Source organism: Sphingomonas sp. EU05-FHT14C10 (genome assembly GCF_058790595.1).
Window position 1 is genome coordinate 32,501 of sequence record NZ_JBYTEN010000027.1, and the last position, 16,846, is coordinate 49,346.

The window sequence follows — 16,846 nt, forward strand, 5'->3', positions numbered from 1 at the left end:
CGCGGCGAACAGCAGCAGCGGCGTTGCGGTCAGCGCTCCCGAGAAGATGAGTAACATGCTCAGCCCGGCGCTGCTCCCGAAGGCGATCCCGCCATGGCCGGACAGCCACAATATATAAAGCCCGGCGATCGGCGCGAGCAGCAAGGTCTCGATCGCCAGTCCCTCCATCGCCTCGACGGGCGCGATCTTGCGCAGCAACCCGTAGGTGCCAAAGCTCAGCGCGAGCGAAAGGCTGATCCACAGGCCCTCGAGGCTGCGCGAGGCGAGCACCGCGACGCCGATCGCTGCCAATGCGACCGCGATCTTCTGCGCCTTGCTCATCCGCTCGCCGAGAATGGCGACGCCCAGTGCGACATTGACCATGGGGTTGAGGAAATAGCCGAGGCTCGCCGCCAGCACATGGCCGTTATTCACCGCCCAGACGTAAAGCACCCAATTGATCGCAATCATCGTCGCGCTGCCGACGAGGATCAGCATCGATCGCGGCTGGCGCAGCACCGATGCGATATGGCGCAGTTTGCCCGCGATCGCCGCTGCGATGCCCAGCAGCAGCACCGACCACAGGATGCGCTGCGCGACGATCTCGCCGGGGGAGGCCGCGCGCACGAGATGGAAGAAAAGCGGCAGGAAGCCCCAGATCAGGAAGGCCGTCAGCCCCTGCGCCAGCCCGCGCCGACGAAGCTGCGCCTCCAGATGCGCGGCCTGATCGATTCCGCTCAGAAGATGCCGGCGCCCAGCCACAGCCGGACGCAGCAGATGAGGAACACGATCAGGCACAGGTTGCGCCCGGTATTGCTGCGTGAAAGCGCGCCGATGCCGATACCGATCATCGCTATGGGCAGGATGATCCAGTTCGCCGCGCCCAGAAAGGGGATCGAAGCGGGCAGCGCCAGCAACAGCGCAATGATGCCGATCAGGATCGAGAGCAGATTGAACATGTTCGGCGCGATATCGGAAAGATCATCGCGCCACGCAAGCCCCGCATTACCCGACCTGGATCAGTATTTCATTGTGGCGCAACGCTCCCGGCACGGCCGGCGAGCTGTAATAGGCATGTTCGGCGGGCCCCACGGCGCGCAGACCCTTCTGCTCGATCCAGCGGCGCAGCGCCTTCTCCTTGCGCGCGAGCAGGCGGCTGTCGGCGCGCCCGGAAAAGCGGATCGCGACCACGCGCCGCGCGGGCATTTCGGCAAGCCGGATGTCGCCCGGCGGCGTCGGCAGCGTGGCAAGGCTCCAGCGCCCGGGCATGTAGAGGCGCGTCAGCCAGCTGCGGTCACCGTCGGCGATCGCCACGACTGGGGTGGTCATCGCGATTTCCTCGCCGTCGCGCGATCTGGCGGTCAGATAGTCGCCGAGGACTGCAAGCCCGTCGGCCAGCGCTTCCGAACGGCGCCCGCGCTGCGCGGTCTCCGCGACGACAAGCGCCGGATAGGAACGCAGCGAATAGGCATCCTCTTCCACGATGGTGCGAAAATTGGGGCGCTCGGTCGATCGCTCACGCAGATACCAGGCGCCGACCGCCGCCGCCGCGGCGACGCCCAGCCCACCCAGAACCCATTTCGCATCGATCCGCATAATCCGGGCCTCCCTTCGTCCTTCCGCCATGTTGGCCGCGCTTGCGCGTGTCAATTCGGGATTGGGCGCGCCCAAGATGGGCAAGGCATATTTCACCAAATTGCGGCATAGAGATGCGGCGATGGACAAGGATGCGCAGATGCACCGCCCCCACCCTCTTTCAGCGCTGGCGCTGCTGTTGATGCTGGCCGCCTGTCAGCAGGGCAAGCAGGCCGCGCTCAATCCCGACGAGCAGAATCTGACGGCGGCGAACATGACTGACCCGGCGCTCGCCGCGGCGCTCGGGGATCAGATCATGGTCGATCCCCAGCTCGTCGGCCAGTCGAACCGTACCTCAGTCAAGCCAGGCGCCCAGTCGCTGCGCGGCGCGGTTCCGGCGCCGGGCGGCGGTGGACCGGGCAAGATCGAACCCGGCGCAGCGCTTGCCGGCAAGGCGATGAAGGCGCCGCCTCCCGCACGCACCGGCCCGGCTGCACCCGCAATGACAATTGGCCAGCGCGCGGCCCTGCAGGCGCGCCGGTCGCAGGGCAATTGCGATCCCAGGGTCGCTTACGGCGCCGGCTGGGCCACGCGCCTGCCGATCGAATTCCCCATCTTCCCGCGCGGCGAACTGCTTGAGGCGGCGGGCAGCGACAGCGCCGGCTGCGCGCTCCGCGTCGTCAGCTTCACTACTGATGCGCCGGTGCCCGACATCGTCGACTATTATTATACCCGCGCGCGCCGTGCCGGTTTCGATGCCGAACGCGTGCGCGAGGGCAATGCCGATATTCTCGCCGGCACGCGCGGCGACGACGCCTATTATATCATCCTCAACGCCCGGCAGGGCGGCGGCAGCGACGTCGATCTGGTCGTCAACAACGGCAAGCGCTGACGCGCCCGCACTCGCCGCGTGACAGCAGGGCGCGCCTGCCGCTAAAGCGCGCAACATGCCTGCAACTCTTCTCGTGATGATCGGTGGCGCGATCGGCTCGCTGTGCCGCTACTGGCTCGGCAAGCTGTCGTTCGCGCTGTTCGGTCCGTCCTGGCCCTGGGGCACGCTTGCCGCCAACCTGATCGGCGGGCTGGCGATGGGGCTGCTCGCAGGGATTCTCGGGCGGCTGGCGCTGGGCAGCGAGGCGTGGCGACTGTTCGTCGGCGTCGGCATTTTGGGGGGCTTCACCACCTTTTCGTCCTTCAGCCTCGAAACCGCGATGATGATCGAGCGCGGCGCGCTGCTCAGCGCGGGGGCCTATGCTGCGGCATCGGTGATTGGCGCGATCGGTGCGCTGTTCGTCGGGCTGACGATTGCGAGGGCAGTGGCATGAGCGAAGTTCGTCAGTTCACCGTCGAGGCCGACGACGACGGTATCCGTCTCGACCGCTGGTTCAAACGGCACATGCCCGATGTCTCCTTCGCGCTCGTCTCGCGCTGGGCGCGGACCGGCCAGTTGCGCGTCGACGGCAAACGTGCGTCGCCCGGCGACCGGGTCGAAGCGGGGCAGGTGCTGCGCGTGCCGCCGAACGAACCGAAGCCCGAGGCAAAGGCCAAGCCGAAGCGCGAGCGCGCGCCGCTCAGCGAGGATCAGATCGCCTTCGCGCAGGACATGGTGATTCACCGCGATCCGCAGGCGATCGTCATCAACAAGCCCCCCGGTCTGGCGACACAGGGCGGGACCAAGACGGTCGAGCATGTCGACGGCCTGCTCGACGCGCTCGCTTTCGAGCGCGAGGACCGGCCCAAGCTCGTCCACCGGCTCGACAAGGATACCTCGGGCGCGCTGCTGCTCGCGCGGACTTCGCGCGCTGCGGCCTTCTTCTCGAAAAGCTTCTCCAGCCGCACCGCGCGCAAGGTCTACTGGGCGCTGATCGCCGGTGTCCCCTCGATCGAGGATGGGATGATCGAGCTGCCGATCGCCAAGCAGCCCGGCACGGGTGGCGAGAAAATGCATGTCGACATGGAGGAAGGTAGTCCTTCGCGCACGCGCTACCGCGTCGTCGAGCGCGCGGGCAATCGCGCCGCGTGGGTGGAGCTCCAGCCGCTCACCGGCCGCACGCATCAGTTGCGTGTCCATATGGCGGCGATCGGCCACCCCATCGTTGGCGACGGCAAATATGGCGGGCAGGATGCTTTCCTGACCGGCGGGATCAGTCGCAAGATGCATCTGCACGCGCGCCGGATCCGCATCGATCATCCCGATGGCGGACGGATCGACGTGATCGCCCAACTGCCCCAGCATTTCGCGGAGAGCATGGCGCATCTTGGCTTCGACCCCGCCGAGGGCGATCTGCCGCTCGACGAGGTGAAGTTCGCCGAAACCAGCGAAGGCAAGCGCCGCAAGGCCGCCGCCATCGCCAAGGACAAGCGCCGCGAGCGCAAGGGCGAGCGCCGCGGGCGGGGGCGCGCGTGAACCATCTCGCGCTCTTCGACTGCGACGGGACTTTGGTCGACAGCCAGGCCAATATCTGCCTGGCGATGGAAGCGACTTTCGACGCGGCCGGATTGCCCGCGCCCGATCGTCACACGACGCGGCGCGTGGTCGGTCTCAGCCTTGTGGAAGCGATGCGCGCCTTGCTCCCAGAAGCCGACGACGCACTCCACATCGATCTGGCGGAGCGCTACAAGCTCGCCTTCCAGAAGATGCGCGGCGACGGGCTGGTGCACGAGCCGCTGTTCGACGGTATATCAGATGCGTTGACTGCGCTGGCCGACAAGGGCTGGCTGCTTGGCGTCGCGACGGGCAAGTCCGATCGCGGATTGACGCTGTGTCTTGAGCGGCACGGGCTGCTCGATGCCTTCGTCACGCTCCAGACCGCCGATCGCCACCCGTCCAAGCCGCACCCGTCGATGGCAGAGCTCGCGATGGCGGAGGCTGGCGCCGCGCCCGAGACGACGGCGATGATAGGCGACACCAGTTTCGACATGATGATGGCCAGGGCGGCCGGCGCGCACGCGGTGGGTGTCGACTGGGGCTATCATGATGCCGCCGAACTGATCGGCGCGGGGGCAGGCGCGGTGCTTGCGGCGCCGGTCGACCTGCCGGCGCATCTGGAGGCGCTGCGATGAGCGGGAACGGCGATCCGGCGCGCAATCGCTTCTTCATCCTGTCGTTCCTGAGGCTCGGCGGCGCCTTTCTCGTGCTTGCGGGAATCGTGATCGCTTCCGGGCGCTATCCGTCGCTCCCCGTTTTTGCCGGCTATGCGCTGATCGTGATCGGGCTCGTCGACATGACGGTGGTGCCGCAATGGCTGGCGCGGCGCTGGCGGACGCCGCCCGACGCATGAAGCGCTTCTGGAAAGAGGCGACGACCGATGGCCGTACGATCGCGCTCGACGGCAGGCCGGTCAGGACGCCGGGGCGCAACGAACTGGCGCTGCCCACGCCCGCGCTGGCCGAGGCGATTGCGGCCGAATGGCAGATGGCCGGCGAAGATGTCGATCCGCGCGCGATGCCGCTGACCGGGATCGCCAATGCGGCGATCGACATCGTTGCGCCCGATCCGGCGGCCTTCGTCGCGCCGCTCGCCGCCTATGCCGAGACCGATCTGCTCGCCTATCGCGCCGATGGCCCGGAGTCGCTGGTCGAAGCGCAGGCCGAGGGCTGGGATCCGCTGCTCGCCTGGGCGCGGGCGCGCTACGACATCCGTGTCGAGACCATCGCCGGCATCCTCCACAAACCGCAGCCGCCCGCTACCACCGCGCGGCTGGGCGAAGCGCTGGCGGCCTATTCGCCCTTCCATCTCGCCGCGCTGTCGCCGCTGGTGACGATCGGCGGATCGCTGATCGCGGCGCTGGCGATCACCGAGGGGGCGTTCGATACGGACGGCGTCTGGGCCGCGGTCAATCTCGACGCGCTGTGGCAGGAGGCGCGGTGGGGGGCGGACGAGCTGGCGGTGAAGGCCCGCGCCGCGCACCGCGTCGATTTCGATTCGGCGGCGCGGTTTCTCGAGCTTCTCTGCTAGGTTGTCAGGCGGAACACGCGTTTCGCGTAGGGCCGCGTGATGGACAGCGCTATCAGTTCTGGCTGGCGGGATCGCGGGTCAGGCTGCGGACGAAGCCGATGAGCCCGGTCTGGCGGCTGCGCTTGTGGCGCTCGGCATCGAGGATGGTCTGGACCGCGCCGAAACATTCGTCGGCATCGTCGTTGACCAGCACATAATCATAGCCGTCCCAGTGGCCGATCTCGGTCGCGGCGCGGGCCATGCGCGCGACGATGACCTCCTCGCTGTCGGTCGCGCGGCCGCGCAGGCGGCGCTCCAGCTCTTCCATCGAGGGCGGGAAGATGAACACGCGCACCACATCGCCCCCGGCAAGCTGGTGCAACTGCTGCGCGCCCTGCCAGTCGATATCGAACAGCACGTCGTGCCCGGCGGCGAGCATCGCCTCCACCGGCGCGCGCGGCGTGCCGTAGCGATGCCCGAAGACATGCGCCCATTCGAGGAACTCGCCGTTCGACACCATATCCTTGAAGCGCGGCACATCGACGAAATGATAATCGACCCCGTCGACCTCGCCCGGGCGCATCGGCCGCGTGGTGGCGGAGACCGACATGTGGATCATGCCGTCTGCGGCGAGCAGCTTGCGCGAGATGGTCGACTTGCCCGCCCCCGAAGGCGAGGAAACGACGAAAAGCAGCCCGCGCCGCTTGAGCTTGTGGGGGTCGGACGGTCGGGCCGGCGGCATGCCGGGCTGGAAGGGTTCGGCCATGGCCGCTAGTGACGTGCGAAGGCCGCGTCGTCAATTCTGCGGTTGGGGGGAAAGCGCAATGTCCAGGGCAGGAAGGCGCCGATGATCGCGCGCCGTCATGCGATCGCCGCCGTCGCGATCATCGTCATCGCCGCCGCGATCCTGATCGCGATGGGGCGGCCGCCGATCTGCCCGTGCGGCACGATCAAGCTGTGGCATGGCGCCGTCCAGTCGGCCGAGAACAGCCAGCAAATCGCGGACTGGTACACGCCCAGCCACATCATCCACGGCTTCCTCTTCTACGCCGCCGGCTGGCTGCTGATCAGGCGGAGACCGGTGGGGCTGCGGCTGTGCCTTGCCATCCTCGTCGAGGCGGGATGGGAGATATTGGAGAATTCGCCGATCATCATCGATCGCTACCGCGCGGTGACGATGGCCTTCGGCTATTCGGGCGACAGCGTGCTCAATTCGGTGGCGGACATCGGCTGGATGACGCTGGGCTTCCTGCTCGCCGCGCGCCTGCCCGTCCGCGCGACCATCGCGATCGCGATCACCTTCGAGCTGCTGACGCTCGCCATCATCCGCGACAATCTGACGCTCAATGTGCTGATGCTGGTGGCGCCGGTTGATGCGATCAGGGTTTGGCAGGCGGGGGCGGCCTAGGCGAAGCATCAATTTGAACGGATTCTTTCGTTGGCCGCATTGCGCCCCAATTCCCGAAATTCAGCTAGGCGTTGGAGAATCCCGAAAGCCACCCTTTATCCACTAAACTCTTTGGTCGAGAGAAAGCGCTGGACGAGCGTACAGGCACATTCTGCGGCAAGGTGCGTAAGGTGCGAGAACACCGATACCAGTCTGTGTGTGCTTGATCGCGATCCGAAGATCGCGACTTCGGCGCCGGAGCGAGTTGGGTTGCCCCACCACGCGCCGTAAAGTCCCCGAAGGGTCTAGTCTCTGGCGTTAGATGCTCTCGCAAGCGGAATGTATCAGTATTCCCTGCTGCTTCGCAACTGACGACGCACGAGCGTATGCCGTAGCCGGACCCCCGTCCAATCCACGAAACCAATAAGCTTCGCGATTTCCGCTGTCGCCAAGGCTGTCACCGTCCCGATCTTGCCGGCAGCCGATGCGGGGAGAAGCGCGGAGTTCAGCAAATCTGCCTTTCTTTGAATATCGAGATCTGGCGAGCTCAGCATGTCGCAAAACAGGAGGTATGTCTCGGTCTCAACCATGAGCTGATCAATGCGGGCAGCCAGCCAAGCCTCGGTGCGACTATTGAGTTGCGCGAGAACGGGTGCGAAATGAGCGTCGTCCCGAAGCATGCAGAATTTCGCCGTGATATAGGCCCGGTAATCGCCTGTGCGGCCAGCCAGTTCGATTATCGCAGTCTCGGCAGCGCGATTTCGAACGAAGCGGTCGCCAAAGGCGTGGGCGCCGGTGAGCAGCAGGTTGCACACTTCCACTGAATCCAGAGGTCGATTCCCAGTCACGATCTTGAGTAGCTCAATCAGCTCCTCGAAGATCAGGTTGTGCAGCCACTCCGACTGCTCGGACCGGAGCGGATTGATAATTGGGAGCACGGTGCTCACCAGCAATGCGAGGTTGAAGCCGGTCCGGACACGGAAATCGAGCGCTGCGACGTAGAACGCGATCTCCATGACTGCAGCGGTGATCTGTGCAGCGCAATCGCGCGAGGCGTCGTCGCGAGCTGCCTTGAGATAGTTGATGGCCTCGCCGCAAATGCGACGGAGCTTCCACATCAGCCAACCGCTGATGTTGTGGAATCCAACCTCGGAGGGCGAAACCGCCAGCCGTAAATCGCGCAGCTTTTGCCGGATGTCCGTCACGACGGAGCGATGCTCGCAGAAATCCGGCGTCGACGCCGCGGTTCTGACGCTCTTACCAACAGCGTCCACGATATCCGCCATTTCGCGCTTCAATCTGCTGATTGGGCTTACAAACGGTCGCAGTGCTACCGATCGCTTCTCCACGTTGAGATACAATTTATACTCGGCCAGCAGTTCGGCGAGGATTCGCTCAACGATCTCGATGTCCGCATCGCTATTCCCGAAAATGAAATAATCGTCGACATATCTTCGGATAACGACAGCGCCATCACTCAATGAGGATTCCGAGAGGCGCTCGTGCAGGGATTTATCGATCGCCTGGAAAATTATCTCGGCGAAGATACGGCTGATCTCCGGGCCTACGACGATGCCGTTTGTCTCGTTGTAATTGGCCTTTTGCATCAGGCGGTCGAACTCAGCCTCGAAGGTGAAAGCCTTCAGCTGCGATTTGGCGAACGCCTTACTTTTGACCGCCCAAGAGATCGAATGGGTATAGATATTGTAGAAGCACTTTGAAATGTCGAGCGACAGCATATGGGAATAGCGGCGCTCCAGATCGATAATTTCCGCTGAATCGAAGAATTTCGCGAGAATATTGAAGCGTCGTAAGCGAAAGTAGGACGCCATTCGGGAGAAATCGGACGTGCTTTCTTCGAGCAGTTCGTGCGGCAGACCATCGCGCGCGGTTGCCTCCCGCTCCAGCGGGGCGCTCGTGTGCTGGCTGACTATCGCGAAGGGATGACGCAGCGAACTCTCGGTCTTGTTGCAGTAGGCGATGATTGTCTCGGCGTAATTGTCGATGAAGGTCGCCCACTTGAGCTGCGCCACGGGATGGATGATGCTGAGCTGGGTTGTCCGCCCGCGGTCCTTAATGATGTTATAGTTGTAAGGGATAGTGAAGCCCGGCGCTTCTCTCAAAAGCGCGATAGCTTGTCCGGTCTGGGGATCACCCCGCAGCGGCAACGTGCTCGCGAAGAAGAAATCATTTGTGAAGATAATCGGTACTTCGAACGGAAGCACGTCGGCCAGTAGTGCGCGGTTTCGCAAGTTGCGTGGCTGAAAGTTAGACATTCTTCCAGATCTGCTTGATAAGTTTAACGTCGGCGCTTTTGAAGCCGGTAGCGAATATCTTTGAATGTCCTTGGGCAAAAGACATTTTTCGTAAGCTATCCAGTTGCCGCTGGTTTAATTTAACAAGGACGGCCTTCCCGATCGCTGTGCGACTGCCCAAGACCGTGTTCTGCAGGAACCAATCGAGCTGCCGGAGTTCCGGCATTGGGTGGGATGAGCGCGTAGCGCCCTGATACTCGCCGCAATAGCGGTAATTATAGAATATGCCTGACCTGACAATCGACCGGCCGATGCTCACGATCGGCCGGCGTTTTTGGAATTTGTAGTTGCCGGTCAGGTAGCGGACACGGGCGTGAAAATGATCGAAACGACCGCCCCGAGCGAACGCCATGGCCGCGAGCAACAGGCGCGTCTTGATGCGGTTGATTTTTGGGCGAGCGATCGTGACGGTGACCTTGCGCGGTTTCTCGCGATTGTGCTGAAGACTGATTGTGTAGCGGTAGCCAAGATACTCAAAATGCTCGCGTGTCTCATTATCGCCGCTTGGTCGGCCGAGCACGACTTCCTTTGACTTCGAGGGATTTATTTTGAGCGGTGACGGCAGAAGTTCTTCAAGCCGCGCAGATATCGAGCGGGCATCTCCGCTGGTGAAAACAATGATGTCGTCGACAAAGCGATGATAGCGATAGACTCCGGGGATCAAGCGTATCGACCGGTCCGTTGGTTTGAGGACGTATTCCGAGAGAACGGCGCTGAGGCCGAGGCCGCGTGGGAGGCCGACGCTGCCTTGGCAGTGGGCAGCGAAGAATGCCTCGAGCATATGTCGTGCGCGAGGCGGAAGAACATCCCGGTAGAGAAGTTCGTCGCGAACGGAGGCGGTGGGCACATGCTCGTAGAAGGACGATATATCCCGTCGCAAGACTGTCATCGCGGACGAGTCCGACAAACCCTGAATGATTCCGCGCGTGATCGTGTCGCGCGTATCCGACTGAAGCGCGTAACGCCGCTTCAGATAAGTTCCGAGCACGCGAAGCGCCAAAACTGTCGGGTAGTTGCTGTAGGAGACGGCCTGGCGGCTCCCGACCTCAAAGCGATTGAAGGCTTTTAGAGCCGTGTCGGGGTTTGCGATAATCTCTTCGGCTTCAGAAATATAAGCATCGAGCGGCTGATCGAACTCGATGCCGTAATCGGGTCCGTCTGTGGATCGTATTTCTGCGCGCAGACTTCGGCTCGTGAACCGCGTTGCCGCCATGCCTTAAACCCCTCCCACAGCTATGCGAGCATGTTCGTTCCTCCGGCGCAAGAGTTCAAACGCGCAACGCAGCTTTCGGCGCGAGCGTCCGTCCGGTCCGTCGCGTGGGGAAGTGACAGTTTACATGGCGATGCGTCGGAGTACGCGTCCGCTCTCGATCCGATGCCTCAGAGCGGCCAGTCTGGAACCGGCCCAATTCCAACCGTCATACATCTTGCCGTCGTCAGGATGGCGCGCCAGTCGCTTTGTCCTCCCCCTCCCGCGTCTCCCGATACCGGTCATAGGCCTTCTTCGCGACATAGGCGGTGCCGATGACGAGGCCGAAGGGGCCGAAGCGGCGGAGGCCGCCGGCGACGAGGGCGCCGATGATCGCGCCCTTGACGGCGCTCTTGCTGCCGTAGGCGCGGTCGATCTCGGCGCCGACGAGCGCGCCGACCACGGTTCCGGCGATGCCCTGCGCGGCCGAACTCTTCGCTGCCGGGGTCTTGGTCGGCATCTTCGCGCCGGGGGTGGGTTTGGGCTTCATGGTCAGCGTCCCAGCATCGATTCGGGGATGACGACGCGGTCGAAGGTCTCGGCGTCGATCAGGCCGAGGTCGAGGCCCGATTGCTTGAGCGTCAGCCCCTCGGCATGGGCGTGCTTGGCGATCTTCGCGGCATTGTCGTAGCCGATCTCGGGCGCGAGCGCGGTGACGAGCATCAGCGAGCGGTCGAGCAGTTCGGCGATGCGCGCGCGGTTGGGCCTGAGGCCTTCGAGCGCGCGCTCGGTGAAGCTCTCCGCGCCGACCGCGAGCAGGTGGATCGAGCGCAGGACGTTGGCGCCGATCAGCGGCTTGAAGACGTTCAGCTCCATATGCCCCTGCAGCCCGCCGACGGTGACCGCGAGATGATTGCCCATCACCTGCGCCGAAACCATCGTCAGCATCTCGCACTGGGTGGGGTTGACCTTGCCGGGCATGATCGAGCTGCCCGGTTCGTTGGCGGGCAGATCGAGCTCGCCGAGGCCGCAGCGCGGGCCGCTACCGAGCAGGCGGATGTCGTTGGCGATCTTCGAGAAGGCGACGGCGACGACATTGAGCGCGCCGGCAAGCTCGACCAGCGTATCGTGCGCCGCCAGCTCGGCGAACTTGTTCGGCGCGGTCTCGAACGGCAGGCCGGTGAGGCGGGCGAGCTCGGCCGCGATGTCGACCGCGAAGCCCGGCGCGGCGTTGAGCCCGGTGCCGACGGCGGTGCCGCCCTGCGCGAGCCTGTGCAGGCGCGGGCGGACGCCCTCGATCCTGTCGATGCAGGCGGCGACCTGCGCGGCATAGCCCGAGAATTCCTGCCCCAGCGTCAGCGGGGTCGCATCCTGCAGATGGGTGCGCCCGATCTTGACGATATCGTCCCAGTCGCGGGCGTGGCCATCAAGGCTGGCGTGGAGCGTGCGGAGCGCGGGGAGGAGATGACCGGCGAGCGCGCGCGCGGCGGCGACGTGCATCGCGGTGGGGAAGCTGTCGTTGGACGACTGGCCCATGTTGACATGATCATTGGGGTGGACGGGCGACTTGCCGCCGCGCGCGCCGGTCAGCACTTCGTTGGCGCGGCCGGCGATCACCTCGTTGACGTTCATGTTGGACTGGGTGCCGCTGCCCGTCTGCCAGATGACGAGGGGGAACTGGGCGTCGAGCGCGCCGTCGACCACCTCGGCGGCGGCCGATTCGATCGCATCGGCGATCTCGGCGGGCAGGGCGTGTTTGCGGTTCACCCGCGCCGCCGCCTGCTTCACCAGCGCGAGCGCGTGGACGATGCCGATCGGCATGCGTTCCTGCGCGCCGAAGGGGAAATTCTCGATCGATCGCTGCGTCTGCGCCCCCCAATAAGCGTCGGCGGGAACCTCTATGGCGCCAAGGCTGTCGGTTTCGGTGCGCGTGGTCATGGGGCGATCATCCCGTGCTGGTGGCTCGCCGCGCGGATACGGCCGAGCTGTGCGATTTCAACGGGATCTAGTGCTCATGGATCCCGAAACAAGTTCGGGACGACGTCATTTCTTGCGGCCGAAATCGACCGTGACGACGTTGGAGCCTTCCTCGACCGGCGCGGCGGCGGGGACGGGGCCGTCATTCTCGGCCTCCTCATGCGGCTCGGGGCCGGCATCGTCGGGATGCGCCTGGAACTGGAGCGCGAAATCGACCGACGGATCGACGAAGCCGGTGACCGCGGCGAAGGGGATGTGGAGCTTCGCCGGCACCTGGTTGAAGCTGAGGCCGACCGAGAAGCTGTCGTCCTGCACGCGCAGATCCCAGAACTTGTTCTGGAGGACGATGGTCATCTCGTCGGGAAAACGCTCGATCAGATGCTTGGGGATATCGACGCCGATACCCTTGGTCTTGAAGGTGATGTAGAAATGATGCTCGCCGGGCAGGCCGCCGGTGCTTTCGACTTCGCGCAGCACGCGGCCGACCACGGCGCGCAGGGCCTCCTGCACGATCTCGTCATAGGGAATCAGGCTGTCGGGCGCCTTGTCGCTCATGCGCCTCTGGTGGACTTGCAGGCGCGCACGGTCAAGACGCGTTGCGCGACGCCGCCGCATCGCTATAGGCGTTCGCCATGCGCAAAGGCTCGGTCCACCGCGAAACCAAGGAAACGTCGATCGACGTCGAAGTCGATCTGGACGGCACCGGCAGCTATGACGTGTCGACCGGCATCGGCTTCCTCGATCATATGATCGAGCAGCTCTCGCGCCACTCGCTGATCGACATCCGGCTGAAAGTGGTCGGCGACCTGCATATCGACCAGCATCACACCACCGAGGATGCGGGAATCGCGATCGGCGAGGCGGTGTCGCAGGCGCTGGGCGACCGGCGCGGGATCACGCGCTACGGCCACGCCTATGCGCCGATGGACGAGACGCTGACGCGCGTCGCGATCGACATTTCGGGACGGCCCTTCCTCGTCTGGAAATCGGGATTCAGCCAGCCGCGGCTGGGCGAGATGGACACCGAGCTGTTCGAGCACTGGTTCCACAGCTTCGCCGGATCGGCGGGGCTGACGCTGCACGTCGAGACGCTTTACGGGCAGAACAACCACCATATCGCCGAAAGCGCGTTCAAGGCGCTGGCGCGCGCGCTGCGGCAGGCGGTGGAGATCGATCCGCGCAAGGCCGACGCCATTCCCTCGACCAAGGGCACGCTCGGCGGCGCCTGAGGAGAAGATCCATGCCGACTTTTCTCATTTCCCTCAGTTACAAGGCCGATCTGGCGCGGATGGACGAATTGCTGGGCGCGCACCGCGCCTGGCTGGAGGAAGCGATAGCATCGGGCCGGCTGCTCGTCGCGGGGCGCAAGGTGCCGCGCACGGGCGGCTTCTTCATCGCGCGCGGCGAACGCGCCGAGGTCGAGGCCTGGGCGGCGACCGATCCCTTCGCGATCGGCGATGCCGCCGACTATGATTTTCAGGAGATCGCGCCGACGATGGCCGCGCCGGGGCTGGAGGCCTTGACCCGGCCGTGACGCTGGCGCTGATCGATTATGGCGCGGGCAACCTCCATTCGGTCCACAACGCGCTGAAGGCGGCAGGCGCGACCGACGTCGCGGTTACCGCCGATCCCGATGTCGTGCTGGCCGCCGATCGCATCGTGCTGCCCGGCGTCGGCGCCTTCGCTGCCTGCATGGGCGGGCTGCAGGCGATCCCCGGCATGGTCGAGGCACTGGGCGAGGCGGCGCTGGCGAAGGGCAAGCCTTTCCTCGGCATCTGCGTCGGCATGCAGTTGATGGCCGATACCGGGCTGGAGCATGGCGAGACTGCAGGGCTGGGCTGGGTGAAGGGGCGCGTCGGCGCGCTCGACGCATCTCAGGTCAAGGTGCCGCACATGGGGTGGAACGATGTGCGTCCGCTTGGCGACCATCCGCTGCTTGCCGGGGGCGAGGCCTATTTCCTCCATGGCTATGCCTTTACCGGCGCGGACGTGCTGGCGGTCACCGATCATGGCGGGCCGGTGGTCGCCGCGATCGGGCGCGACAATCTGATCGGGGTGCAGTTCCACCCCGAGAAAAGCCAGCGCTATGGCATCGACCTGCTCGCGCGCTTCCTGGAGTGGCGGCCATGAGCCTCATCGTCTTTCCCGCGATCGACCTCAAGGGCGGGCAGGTGGTGCGCCTGGCCGAGGGCGATATGGATCGCGCGACCGTCTATGGCGACGATCCCGCCGCGCAGGCGATGATCTTCGCCGAGGCGGGTTCCGAGCATGTCCATGTCGTCGATCTCGACGGGGCCTTTGCGGGCCATGCGGTCAACGCCGATGCGGTGAAGGCGATCGTCGAACGCTTTCCGGGGCATGTCCAGCTTGGTGGCGGCATCCGCGACCGCGCCGCGATCGAGCGCTGGTTCGATCTTGGCGTCGCGCGGATCGTGATCGGCACCGCCGCGCTCGAGAACCCCGATCTGGTGCGCGCGGCGGCGCGCGACTTCCCCGGCGGGATCGTCGTCGCGGTCGATGCGAAGGACGGCATGGTCGCGACGCGCGGCTGGGCCGACGTGTCGGACGTGAGCGTCGTCGATCTCGCGCGGCGCTTCGAGGATGCCGGGGTGGCGTCGCTGCTCTTCACGGATGTAGGACGCGACGGGCTGCTCAAGGGCTGCAACATCGAGGCGACGGTCGACCTCGCGCGTGCGGTCCGCATCCCCGTGATCGCCAGCGGCGGGGTGAAGGGGCTCGACGAAATCCGTGTCCTCTCGCTCTTCGCCAAGGACGGGGTCGAAGGCGTGATCACCGGCCGCGCCATCTATGACGGGCGGCTGGACCTGAAGGCCGCGCTGACCATGGCGGCCTCGGCATGACGGCATATCGGACTCCGTTCATCCCGGGCGCGCGTGTCTCGACTGCGCTCGACACGAACGGGAGGGGTGGGCGATGACCGTTCGCGTCCGTGTCATCCCCTGCCTCGACGTTGCGGGCGGGCGCGTGGTGAAGGGCGTCAATTTCGTCGATCTCGCCGATGCCGGCGATCCGGTGGAGCAGGCGCGCGCCTATGACGCGGCGGGAGCCGACGAGCTTTGCTTCCTCGACATCACCGCCAGCCATGAGGCGCGCGGCACGATGGTCGACGTGGTACGGCGGACCGCGGAAGTCTGTTTCATGCCGCTGACCGTAGGCGGCGGGGTGCGCAGCCCCGAGGATGCACGCGCGCTGCTGCTGGCGGGCGCCGACAAGGTCGCGGTCAATTCGGCGGCGGTGGCGCGGCCCGAGCTGGTCGCGGACCTGGCCGACCGTTTCGGCGCGCAATGCGTGGTCGCCTCGGTCGATGCGCGCGCGGTCGATCGCGATCGGTGGGAAGTCTTCACCCATGGCGGCCGCCGCGAAACGGGGATCGACGCGGTCGCCCACGCGATCAGGCTCGCCGAGCTTGGCGCGGGCGAACTGCTCGTCACCTCGATGGACCGCGACGGGACGCAGGGCGGATTCGACCTCAAGCTCGTCCGCGCGATCGCCGATGCGGTATCGGTGCCGGTGATCGCGAGCGGCGGCGTGGGTACACTCGACCATCTCGTCGAGGGCGTGACCGAAGGCCATGCCAGCGCGGTGCTTGCCGCCTCGATCTTCCATTTCGGGACCTACAGCGTCGCCGAGGCGCACGCCGCGCTTGCCGAAGCCGGGCTGCCGGTGCGAAACCATCGCTGATGGACGCGCTCATCCGCCTCGAATCCGTGATCCGCGAACGGCGCGGGGGCGATCCCGCGACATCCTATGTCGCGAAGCTCGCCGCCGCCGGGCGCGCCAAGATGGCGCAGAAGCTGGGCGAGGAAGCGGTCGAGACGGTGATCGCCGCGGTCCGCGACGATCGGCAGGCGACGGTATCGGAGGCGGCGGACCTCGTCTTCCACCTCGCCGCGCTGCTTGCCGACATGGATTTGTCGCTGGCGGACGTCGCGGCCGAACTCGAGCGGCGCGAGGGCCTTTCGGGGATCGCCGAGAAAGCCGCCCGTCCCAAGGAGTAGCCATGCCGATCGACGCCACGCTTCCCTATGACGACCAGAATATCTTCGCGAAGATATTGCGCGGCGAGATCCCGTCCCGGAAAGTCTATGAAGACGAGTTCGCCCTCGCCTTCCACGACATCAATCCGCAGGCGCCGACGCACATATTGGTGATCCCCAAAGGCGCCTATGTGTCGTGGGACGATTTTTCGAGCCGCGCACCCGACACCGAGATTGCGGGCTTCGTCCGCGCCGTGGGGCATGTCGCGCGCGAACAGGGGCTGGTCGAGCCCGGCTACCGGCTGCTCGCCAATATCGGGGGCGACGGGCATCAGGAAGTGCCTCACCTCCACGTCCATATTTTCGGCGGCCGGCCGCTTGGTCCGATGCTCGCGCGCTGAAGAGTCTGTTTGAGATCGGCGCCAGCCCGCTCCCCCACCCGGCCTCCCATCCAGGATACACTCTGTGGGAGGCCGGGTGGGGGAGCGG

23 protein-coding genes (1 of these 23 only partly in view) are annotated in these 16,846 nt (G+C 65.3%); 14 read left to right on the forward strand and 9 right to left on the reverse strand.

From position 1 onward, the window contains the following. The 3 genes in view from rarD to AC3WT0_RS18360 are tightly spaced (at most 46 nt apart) and all read right to left on the reverse strand, a layout consistent with a single transcriptional unit that may run on beyond the window. A protein-coding gene (gene rarD, locus AC3WT0_RS18350) for an EamA family transporter RarD (RefSeq protein ID WP_492754868.1) crosses the window boundary here: on the reverse strand, positions 1-741 show its 5' portion. 192 nt of this gene lie to the left of the window's left edge; the window shows 741 of its 933 coding nt (coding positions 1-741); it begins with the start codon at positions 739-741; the stop codon falls past the left edge of the window. Then, positions 717-938, reverse strand: coding sequence for a hypothetical protein (locus AC3WT0_RS18355; RefSeq protein ID WP_492754869.1), 222 nt, complete (start codon positions 936-938; stop codon positions 717-719). Before AC3WT0_RS18355 ends, rarD begins: the two co-directional genes overlap by 25 nt. 46 nt (positions 939-984) lie before the next feature. Beyond that, the gene (locus AC3WT0_RS18360; protein WP_492754870.1) at positions 985-1,575 is read right to left on the reverse strand and encodes an SOUL family heme-binding protein; all 591 of its coding nucleotides are present in this window, start codon (positions 1,573-1,575) and stop codon (positions 985-987) included. A 76-nt stretch (positions 1,576-1,651) separates the two neighbouring features. Here AC3WT0_RS18360 and AC3WT0_RS18365 point away from each other — a divergent pair, with 76 nt between their 5' ends. From AC3WT0_RS18365 to AC3WT0_RS18390, 6 genes are read left to right on the forward strand one after another with little or no spacing between them, the layout of a single operon-like run. After that, positions 1,652-2,446 carry a hypothetical protein gene (locus AC3WT0_RS18365; RefSeq protein ID WP_492754871.1) on the forward strand — a complete coding sequence of 265 codons (795 nt, stop codon included), beginning with the start codon at positions 1,652-1,654 and terminating at the stop codon, positions 2,444-2,446. A 55-nt stretch (positions 2,447-2,501) separates the two neighbouring features. Continuing rightward, on the forward strand, positions 2,502-2,879 hold the full coding sequence (crcB, locus tag AC3WT0_RS18370; protein ID WP_492754872.1) for a fluoride efflux transporter CrcB: 378 nt from the start codon (positions 2,502-2,504) through the stop codon (positions 2,877-2,879). Further along, positions 2,876-3,961, forward strand: coding sequence for an RluA family pseudouridine synthase (locus tag AC3WT0_RS18375; protein ID WP_492754873.1), 1,086 nt, complete (start codon positions 2,876-2,878; stop codon positions 3,959-3,961). The genes crcB and AC3WT0_RS18375 overlap by 4 nt, the downstream gene beginning before the upstream one ends. Then, positions 3,958-4,617, forward strand: a complete 660-nt coding sequence (locus AC3WT0_RS18380) for an HAD-IA family hydrolase (protein ID WP_492754874.1) — start codon at positions 3,958-3,960, stop codon at positions 4,615-4,617. Before AC3WT0_RS18375 ends, AC3WT0_RS18380 begins: the two co-directional genes overlap by 4 nt. Beyond that, entirely contained in the window at positions 4,614-4,835 is a 222-nt protein-coding gene (locus AC3WT0_RS18385) for a hypothetical protein (RefSeq protein ID WP_492754875.1), read from the forward strand. Before AC3WT0_RS18380 ends, AC3WT0_RS18385 begins: the two co-directional genes overlap by 4 nt. Continuing rightward, positions 4,832-5,512: an ATP12 family chaperone protein gene (locus AC3WT0_RS18390; RefSeq protein WP_492754876.1), complete on the forward strand. Its 681-nt coding sequence runs from the start codon at positions 4,832-4,834 to the stop codon at positions 5,510-5,512. The genes AC3WT0_RS18385 and AC3WT0_RS18390 overlap by 4 nt, the downstream gene beginning before the upstream one ends. Positions 5,513-5,564: 52 nt before the next feature. Here the strand turns inward: AC3WT0_RS18390 and gmk are convergent, their stop codons facing one another. After that, on the reverse strand, positions 5,565-6,257 hold the full coding sequence (gene gmk / locus AC3WT0_RS18395; protein WP_492754877.1) for a guanylate kinase: 693 nt from the start codon (positions 6,255-6,257) through the stop codon (positions 5,565-5,567). Positions 6,258-6,338: 81 nt separating this feature from the next. Between gmk and AC3WT0_RS18400 the strand changes: the two genes are divergently transcribed. Then, positions 6,339-6,899 carry a DUF2585 domain-containing protein gene (locus tag AC3WT0_RS18400; RefSeq protein WP_492754878.1) on the forward strand — a complete coding sequence of 187 codons (561 nt, stop codon included), beginning with the start codon at positions 6,339-6,341 and terminating at the stop codon, positions 6,897-6,899. A 323-nt stretch (positions 6,900-7,222) separates the two neighbouring features. Here AC3WT0_RS18400 and drt3b read toward each other — a convergent pair whose 3' ends face one another. The 5 genes from drt3b to AC3WT0_RS18425 all read right to left on the reverse strand — a co-directional run bounded on the left by drt3b (position 7,223) and on the right by AC3WT0_RS18425 (position 12,914). Next, the gene (drt3b, locus tag AC3WT0_RS18405; RefSeq protein ID WP_492754879.1) at positions 7,223-9,154 is read right to left on the reverse strand and encodes an antiviral reverse transcriptase Drt3b; all 1,932 of its coding nucleotides are present in this window, start codon (positions 9,152-9,154) and stop codon (positions 7,223-7,225) included. Beyond that, a complete protein-coding gene (gene drt3a / locus AC3WT0_RS18410; protein ID WP_492754880.1) occupies positions 9,147-10,406 on the reverse strand; it encodes an antiviral reverse transcriptase Drt3a in 1,260 nt (419 codons plus the stop codon). Before drt3a ends, drt3b begins: the two co-directional genes overlap by 8 nt. Before the next feature lie 223 nt (positions 10,407-10,629). Continuing rightward, positions 10,630-10,932: a hypothetical protein gene (locus AC3WT0_RS18415; RefSeq protein WP_492754881.1), complete on the reverse strand. Its 303-nt coding sequence runs from the start codon at positions 10,930-10,932 to the stop codon at positions 10,630-10,632. 2 nt (positions 10,933-10,934) lie between these two features. Further along, positions 10,935-12,320 carry a class II fumarate hydratase gene (gene fumC / locus AC3WT0_RS18420; RefSeq protein ID WP_492754882.1) on the reverse strand — a complete coding sequence of 462 codons (1,386 nt, stop codon included), beginning with the start codon at positions 12,318-12,320 and terminating at the stop codon, positions 10,935-10,937. Positions 12,321-12,425: 105 nt separating this feature from the next. Further along, entirely contained in the window at positions 12,426-12,914 is a 489-nt protein-coding gene (locus AC3WT0_RS18425; protein ID WP_492754883.1) for an SspB family protein, read from the reverse strand. Positions 12,915-12,991: 77 nt separating this feature from the next. On the opposite strand from AC3WT0_RS18425, the gene hisB reads away from it, so the two are divergent. The 7 genes from hisB (at position 12,992) to AC3WT0_RS18460 (ending at position 16,758) form a co-directional block, all read left to right on the forward strand. After that, positions 12,992-13,588, forward strand: a complete 597-nt coding sequence (gene hisB, locus AC3WT0_RS18430) for an imidazoleglycerol-phosphate dehydratase HisB (RefSeq protein WP_492754884.1) — start codon at positions 12,992-12,994, stop codon at positions 13,586-13,588. 11 nt (positions 13,589-13,599) lie between these two features. After that, on the forward strand, positions 13,600-13,893 hold the full coding sequence (locus tag AC3WT0_RS18435; protein WP_492754885.1) for a YciI family protein: 294 nt from the start codon (positions 13,600-13,602) through the stop codon (positions 13,891-13,893). Continuing rightward, positions 13,890-14,489: an imidazole glycerol phosphate synthase subunit HisH gene (gene hisH / locus AC3WT0_RS18440; RefSeq protein ID WP_492754886.1), complete on the forward strand. Its 600-nt coding sequence runs from the start codon at positions 13,890-13,892 to the stop codon at positions 14,487-14,489. The genes AC3WT0_RS18435 and hisH overlap by 4 nt, the downstream gene beginning before the upstream one ends. Further along, positions 14,486-15,220, forward strand: a complete 735-nt coding sequence (gene hisA / locus AC3WT0_RS18445; protein WP_492754887.1) for a 1-(5-phosphoribosyl)-5-[(5-phosphoribosylamino)methylideneamino]imidazole-4-carboxamide isomerase — start codon at positions 14,486-14,488, stop codon at positions 15,218-15,220. Before hisH ends, hisA begins: the two co-directional genes overlap by 4 nt. Before the next feature lie 73 nt (positions 15,221-15,293). After that, positions 15,294-16,061: an imidazole glycerol phosphate synthase subunit HisF gene (gene hisF / locus AC3WT0_RS18450; RefSeq protein ID WP_492754888.1), complete on the forward strand. Its 768-nt coding sequence runs from the start codon at positions 15,294-15,296 to the stop codon at positions 16,059-16,061. Continuing rightward, a complete protein-coding gene (locus AC3WT0_RS18455) occupies positions 16,061-16,378 on the forward strand; it encodes a phosphoribosyl-ATP diphosphatase (protein WP_492754889.1) in 318 nt (105 codons plus the stop codon). The genes hisF and AC3WT0_RS18455 overlap by 1 nt, the downstream gene beginning before the upstream one ends. A 2-nt stretch (positions 16,379-16,380) precedes the next feature. Continuing rightward, positions 16,381-16,758 (forward strand): histidine triad nucleotide-binding protein, encoded by a 378-nt coding sequence (locus tag AC3WT0_RS18460; protein ID WP_492754890.1) that lies wholly within the window; start codon positions 16,381-16,383, stop codon positions 16,756-16,758. Positions 16,759-16,846 lie beyond the last annotated feature (88 nt).

Excerpts from the sequence above, each read along its gene's own strand:
- hisF (WP_492754888.1), top strand. The coding sequence starts at position 15,294 with ATGACCGTTCGCGTCCGTGTCATCCCCTGCCTCGACGTTGCGGGCGGG.
- AC3WT0_RS18460 (WP_492754890.1), top strand. The coding sequence starts at position 16,381 with ATGCCGATCGACGCCACGCTTCCCTATGACGACCAGAATATCTTCGCG.
- drt3a (WP_492754880.1), bottom strand. The coding sequence starts at position 10,406 with ATGGCGGCAACGCGGTTCACGAGCCGAAGTCTGCGCGCAGAAATACGA.
- AC3WT0_RS18400 (WP_492754878.1), top strand. The coding sequence starts at position 6,339 with ATGATCGCGCGCCGTCATGCGATCGCCGCCGTCGCGATCATCGTCATC.
- AC3WT0_RS18360 (WP_492754870.1), bottom strand. The coding sequence starts at position 1,575 with ATGCGGATCGATGCGAAATGGGTTCTGGGTGGGCTGGGCGTCGCCGCG.
- drt3b (WP_492754879.1), bottom strand. The coding sequence starts at position 9,154 with ATGTCTAACTTTCAGCCACGCAACTTGCGAAACCGCGCACTACTGGCC.
- AC3WT0_RS18435 (WP_492754885.1), top strand. The coding sequence starts at position 13,600 with ATGCCGACTTTTCTCATTTCCCTCAGTTACAAGGCCGATCTGGCGCGG.
- AC3WT0_RS18375 (WP_492754873.1), top strand. The coding sequence starts at position 2,876 with ATGAGCGAAGTTCGTCAGTTCACCGTCGAGGCCGACGACGACGGTATC.
- AC3WT0_RS18365 (WP_492754871.1), top strand. The coding sequence starts at position 1,652 with ATGGGCAAGGCATATTTCACCAAATTGCGGCATAGAGATGCGGCGATG.
- AC3WT0_RS18415 (WP_492754881.1), bottom strand. The coding sequence starts at position 10,932 with ATGAAGCCCAAACCCACCCCCGGCGCGAAGATGCCGACCAAGACCCCG.
- fumC (WP_492754882.1), bottom strand. The coding sequence starts at position 12,320 with ATGACCACGCGCACCGAAACCGACAGCCTTGGCGCCATAGAGGTTCCC.
- AC3WT0_RS18390 (WP_492754876.1), top strand. The coding sequence starts at position 4,832 with ATGAAGCGCTTCTGGAAAGAGGCGACGACCGATGGCCGTACGATCGCG.
- crcB (WP_492754872.1), top strand. The coding sequence starts at position 2,502 with ATGCCTGCAACTCTTCTCGTGATGATCGGTGGCGCGATCGGCTCGCTG.
- AC3WT0_RS18455 (WP_492754889.1), top strand. The coding sequence starts at position 16,061 with ATGGACGCGCTCATCCGCCTCGAATCCGTGATCCGCGAACGGCGCGGG.
- AC3WT0_RS18385 (WP_492754875.1), top strand. The coding sequence starts at position 4,614 with ATGAGCGGGAACGGCGATCCGGCGCGCAATCGCTTCTTCATCCTGTCG.
- AC3WT0_RS18425 (WP_492754883.1), bottom strand. The coding sequence starts at position 12,914 with ATGAGCGACAAGGCGCCCGACAGCCTGATTCCCTATGACGAGATCGTG.
- hisB (WP_492754884.1), top strand. The coding sequence starts at position 12,992 with ATGCGCAAAGGCTCGGTCCACCGCGAAACCAAGGAAACGTCGATCGAC.
- gmk (WP_492754877.1), bottom strand. The coding sequence starts at position 6,257 with ATGGCCGAACCCTTCCAGCCCGGCATGCCGCCGGCCCGACCGTCCGAC.
- AC3WT0_RS18355 (WP_492754869.1), bottom strand. The coding sequence starts at position 938 with ATGTTCAATCTGCTCTCGATCCTGATCGGCATCATTGCGCTGTTGCTG.
- hisA (WP_492754887.1), top strand. The coding sequence starts at position 14,486 with ATGAGCCTCATCGTCTTTCCCGCGATCGACCTCAAGGGCGGGCAGGTG.